Here is a 3,420-nt window from a genome sequence, read left to right as displayed (position 1 = left end):
CCCACGCCTCGGCGACCTCGGGCGTCCAGGCCTCGCCCGCGGTCTCGGCGAGCGTGGCGAGCAGCGCCCGCCCGACGGCGGCGTAGTGCTCCTCGCGGACGTCGAACTTCCGGTGGTCGCGGCCGAGCTGGGCCAGGAAGCCCACCACCTTCTCCGGCTCGCCCAGGTGCGTGACGACGTGCAGCAGGGCCCGGCCGAACCGCGCGTGCTGGGTGCCCATCGAGAGCGGGAAGAGCGCGCGCAGCCCCGGCGCGTAGCCGAAGAGGGTTCGGTAGAAGTGCGGGACGAACCACTCGTCGTCGAGCGCGAGGTCGGCGACGCTGCGCCGGGCGAGGTCCAGGTGGCGGGCGATCTCGCCGAGACCGGAGTCGGCCCGGCCGTCGGCGCGGCTGTCGGTGGTCACGCGGGGGCCGTCCGTCGTCACGGGAGGGACCGAGAGGGGGCCACGAGGCGGAAGGGTAGCCAACGCCGCCGAACGGTCGAACGGCGGCTGGCTCACACCGCCGCGGAGCGCAGCTCGGCGTTGCGCCGCTTCACGGCGCAGTCCTTGTTCACCGGGTTCTGCGCCTCGTCCGGCTCGTGGCAGCCCGCCGCCACCGCGATCCGGTTCATCGTGCCGAACATCCTGACCAGGTGCGCGAGCCTGCGCTCGGCACTGTCGACCGGCTGCTGCTCCCCGCGGACCAGGCCCAGCGTCGTGTCCGCCCAGACCGCCTCGGCCTGCATCCCGGCGGCCCGCAGGACCTCCTGGATCCGCCGGCCCAGCTCCCGGGGCGGCAGACCCAGCCAGGACTCCAGCGTGCGCGCGTCGAGCGGGAAGAGCCGGTCCCGGTCCCGCAGGTGGAGCAGCTCGAGGGCGTAGCCGTGCCCGTAGGCGCAGTACAGGCAGCCGTTGTGCAGGGAGATGACCATCCCCGCGAGGTGCGTCCGCTGCCCGCCGAGCACCTGCATCGACACCAGGTAGCGGGGCATGTTGGCGGCGAACCACGCCAGCGCGCCGCCCGCCCCCATCGCGGCGACGATGTGCGGGATCATCCGCGGCGAGAAGCCCCACATCGCGCGACAGCCCGCCTGCAGGAGGGCGATCGTCGCTCGCTCGAGCATCACCACCACCCCCGATCACCCTTGGTGATCAAATGGTACCCCGGCGTGGTGATGCCGGACCAGAGCCGTTCGGCCCGGCTAGTGTCGCGGCGGTGGGACGCGTCTTCCTCCTCAGGCACGGCGAGACGGAGTGGTCCGCCAACGGGCGGCACACCGGTCGCACCGACATCCCGTTGACCGACCGTGGGCGGTCCTTGGCCACGGCGGCCCGGCCGACGCTCGACGCGCTGCGCCGGGACGCCCCGCCGCCGGTGCGGGTGCTGTCCAGCCCGCGGCGCCGGGCGCTGGACACCGCGAAGCTTGCCGGTCTGCAGGTCGACGCGGTCGACGACCGCCTCCACGAGTGGGACTACGGCGACTACGAGGGCCTGACCACCCCGCAGATCCGCGAGACGGTGCCGGACTGGACCGTGTGGACCCACCCCTGCCCACACGGCGAGAGCGCGGCGCAGGTGGGCGACCGCGCGGACGCCGTCCTCGCGGACGCGCGTGCACTGCTGCCCGACGGGGACGTCGTGCTCGTCGGGCACGGGCACTTCTCCCGGGTGCTCATCGCCCGGTGGATGGGTCTGCCCGCCGCGGGCGGGGTGCACGTCGCGATGGACCCCGCCGCCTGGGCGGTGCTGGGCGACGAGCGCGGCGTCCCCCGGCTCGACGCCGTCAACCTGGTGGTGCCGTCGTGAGCATCCGGCGGATCGCCCCCGCGGACGTGCCCGCCGTCGTCGGGCTGGTGCAGGAGCTCGCGGAGTACGAGAAGGCCCTGGACCAGTGCCACCTCACCGCCGATCAGCTGCACGCCGCGCTGTTCCGGGACTCCCCGGCCCTGTTCGGGCACGTCGCGGAGGTCGACGGCGTGGTCGTGGGCTGCGCGCTCTGGTTCCTGAACTTCAGCACCTGGGAGGGCGTGCACGGGATCTACCTGGAGGACCTCTACGTCCAGCCCGCGCAGCGCGGCTCCGGGCTCGGCCGGGCGCTGCTGGCGGCGCTGGCCCAGGAGTGCGTGACGCAGGGCTACGCGCGTCTGGAGTGGTCGGTCCTGGACTGGAACGAGCCCTCGATCGGCTTCTACCGCGCGCTCGGCGCGGTGGGCATGGACGAGTGGACGACGTTCCGGCTCACCGGCGAGCCGCTGGCCTCACTCGGGGCGTGAGCCGCGGGCCTCGTCGTCCGCCCCCACGGCCCACCGCCGCGACGGTTCGCTGATCAGCAGCAGGAACGTGCCGACCACGAAGAACAGCCCCACGAACCCCACCACCAGGTCCCCGGTGCTCAGCGAGTTGTAGATCATCGGGATAAGCAGCAGCTGGGTGACGATCGCCGGGGTGCGGGCACCGTGCGCCTGCGTGGTGGCGCTGGTGGTCGAGGCGGACCGGGCGGGGCTGGACCGGTTGGCCGCGAGTCCCGGGGTCCGGGCTGTCGAGGCCGCGCCGGTGGGGGTGACGCCCGCCGAGCTGGCCCTGTCCCCGCTGCTCCCGGAGCAGACCGTCGCGGCCGGACCTGTGCCCGACGACGGCCCGGTCTAAGGCGCTTCTGCCGAAGGGCCGCCGGGTCGCCCTCATACCGGGTGTGTTGGGGGACCGGCGAGGCCGGGGCCGCGTGGGTGCCGGGAGCGGTGATGTCCATGGGGAGACACGCCCCAGCACTGGCGGTGCGGGTACAAGATCACCGGAAGTGCAGCGGAAGCCGCGCTGGGCGCGGGTTCTGCTCCCGTTCTGGCGATCATGGGCGCGCGACCCGCCGTGACTGCACGTTTCGTGCGATCTCTGCGCCCGCCACCGCACTGTGAGCACGTTTCGTGCGATCTCCGCGCCTGTCGCCGCAGTGTGAGCACGTAGCTGCGTCCGGCACCGCCGTGACTGCACGTTTCGTGCGATCCCTGAGCCCGCCACCGCACTGTGAGCACGTTTCGTGCGATCTCCGCGCCCGCCACCGCACTGCGAGCACCTCAATGCGTCCACCACCGCCGCGACAGCACGTTTCGTGCACTCTCAGCCCGCACTCTCCGCCCCCCACCGCCGTGAGAGCACGAAACGTGCTCCCAGCGCTCACACGACAGCGGCGAGCTGGTCCCGCGCACCCGGCTCCAGCAGCGCCCCCTGCGCGACGAGCAGGAAGGCCGAGGACTCCAGGACCTGGGCGTAGACCTCGAGCGGCAGGTCGGAGAGCAGCAGGGCGCAGGTGCCCACCGCCCCGTCGACCCCTCGCGCCGACACCCCGATCGTCACGATGCCGGGGAGGTTGCCGCCCTTCTGCCCCATCCCCGCCACCTCGGGTGGGACCCGGCCGGTGAGCCCGCGCTCCAGGTGCCTCCGGGCG

The 3,420-nt window shown here is 73.5% G+C and carries 6 protein-coding genes and 1 pseudogene; 3 read left to right on the top strand and 4 right to left on the bottom strand.

Features of this window, described 5'->3' with window-relative positions:
• Together H5J29_RS25875 and H5J29_RS25870 are read right to left on the bottom strand one after the other, a co-directional pair.
• Positions 1 to 403: globin domain-containing protein (locus H5J29_RS25875; protein WP_312858410.1), on the bottom strand; the 403-nt coding region annotated here is incomplete at its 3' end.
• Between the two features lie 92 nt (positions 404 to 495).
• Entirely contained in the window at positions 496 to 1,104 is a 609-nt protein-coding gene (locus H5J29_RS25870; protein WP_181783626.1) for a carboxymuconolactone decarboxylase family protein, read from the bottom strand.
• A gap of 92 nt (positions 1,105 to 1,196) precedes the next feature.
• Here H5J29_RS25870 and H5J29_RS25865 point away from each other — a divergent pair, with 92 nt between their 5' ends.
• Both H5J29_RS25865 and H5J29_RS25860 read left to right on the top strand, forming a co-directional pair.
• Complete coding sequence (locus H5J29_RS25865; RefSeq protein ID WP_312858409.1) at positions 1,197 to 1,787, top strand: acid phosphatase; 591 nt, start codon at positions 1,197 to 1,199, stop codon at positions 1,785 to 1,787.
• Positions 1,784 to 2,254: a GNAT family N-acetyltransferase gene (locus H5J29_RS25860; RefSeq protein ID WP_181783624.1), complete on the top strand. Its 471-nt coding sequence runs from the start codon at positions 1,784 to 1,786 to the stop codon at positions 2,252 to 2,254. Before H5J29_RS25865 ends, H5J29_RS25860 begins: the two co-directional genes overlap by 4 nt.
• On the opposite strand, the gene H5J29_RS25855 is transcribed toward H5J29_RS25860, so the two are convergent.
• Positions 2,240 to 2,392 (bottom strand): hypothetical protein, encoded by a 153-nt coding sequence (locus H5J29_RS25855; RefSeq protein WP_181783623.1) that lies wholly within the window; start codon positions 2,390 to 2,392, stop codon positions 2,240 to 2,242. The two genes, H5J29_RS25860 and H5J29_RS25855, sit on opposite strands and share 15 nt — an antisense overlap.
• Before the next feature lie 19 nt (positions 2,393 to 2,411).
• Here H5J29_RS25855 and H5J29_RS25850 point away from each other — a divergent pair, with 19 nt between their 5' ends.
• Positions 2,412 to 2,627 carry a hypothetical protein gene (locus tag H5J29_RS25850; RefSeq protein WP_181783622.1) on the top strand — a complete coding sequence of 72 codons (216 nt, stop codon included), beginning with the start codon at positions 2,412 to 2,414 and terminating at the stop codon, positions 2,625 to 2,627.
• Between the two features lie 522 nt (positions 2,628 to 3,149).
• Here H5J29_RS25850 and H5J29_RS25845 read toward each other — a convergent pair.
• Positions 3,150 to 3,420, bottom strand: a pseudogene (locus H5J29_RS25845) (serine hydrolase); the annotation flags it as partial.

Origin of the sequence: Pseudonocardia pini (assembly GCF_013870575.1) — a bacterium.
GTDB classification, from domain to species: Bacteria; Actinomycetota; Actinomycetes; order Mycobacteriales; family Pseudonocardiaceae; genus Pseudonocardia; species Pseudonocardia pini.
Note: the sequence above shows the minus strand (reverse complement) of the source record. Positions and strands in the feature narration are given on the sequence as shown.

Bases quoted from the DNA above. Each gene is read 5' to 3' on its own strand.
- H5J29_RS25870 (WP_181783626.1), bottom strand. From the start codon at position 1,104: ATGCTCGAGCGAGCGACGATCGCCCTCCTGCAGGCGGGCTGTCGCGCG.
- H5J29_RS25855 (WP_181783623.1), bottom strand. From the start codon at position 2,392: ATGATCTACAACTCGCTGAGCACCGGGGACCTGGTGGTGGGGTTCGTG.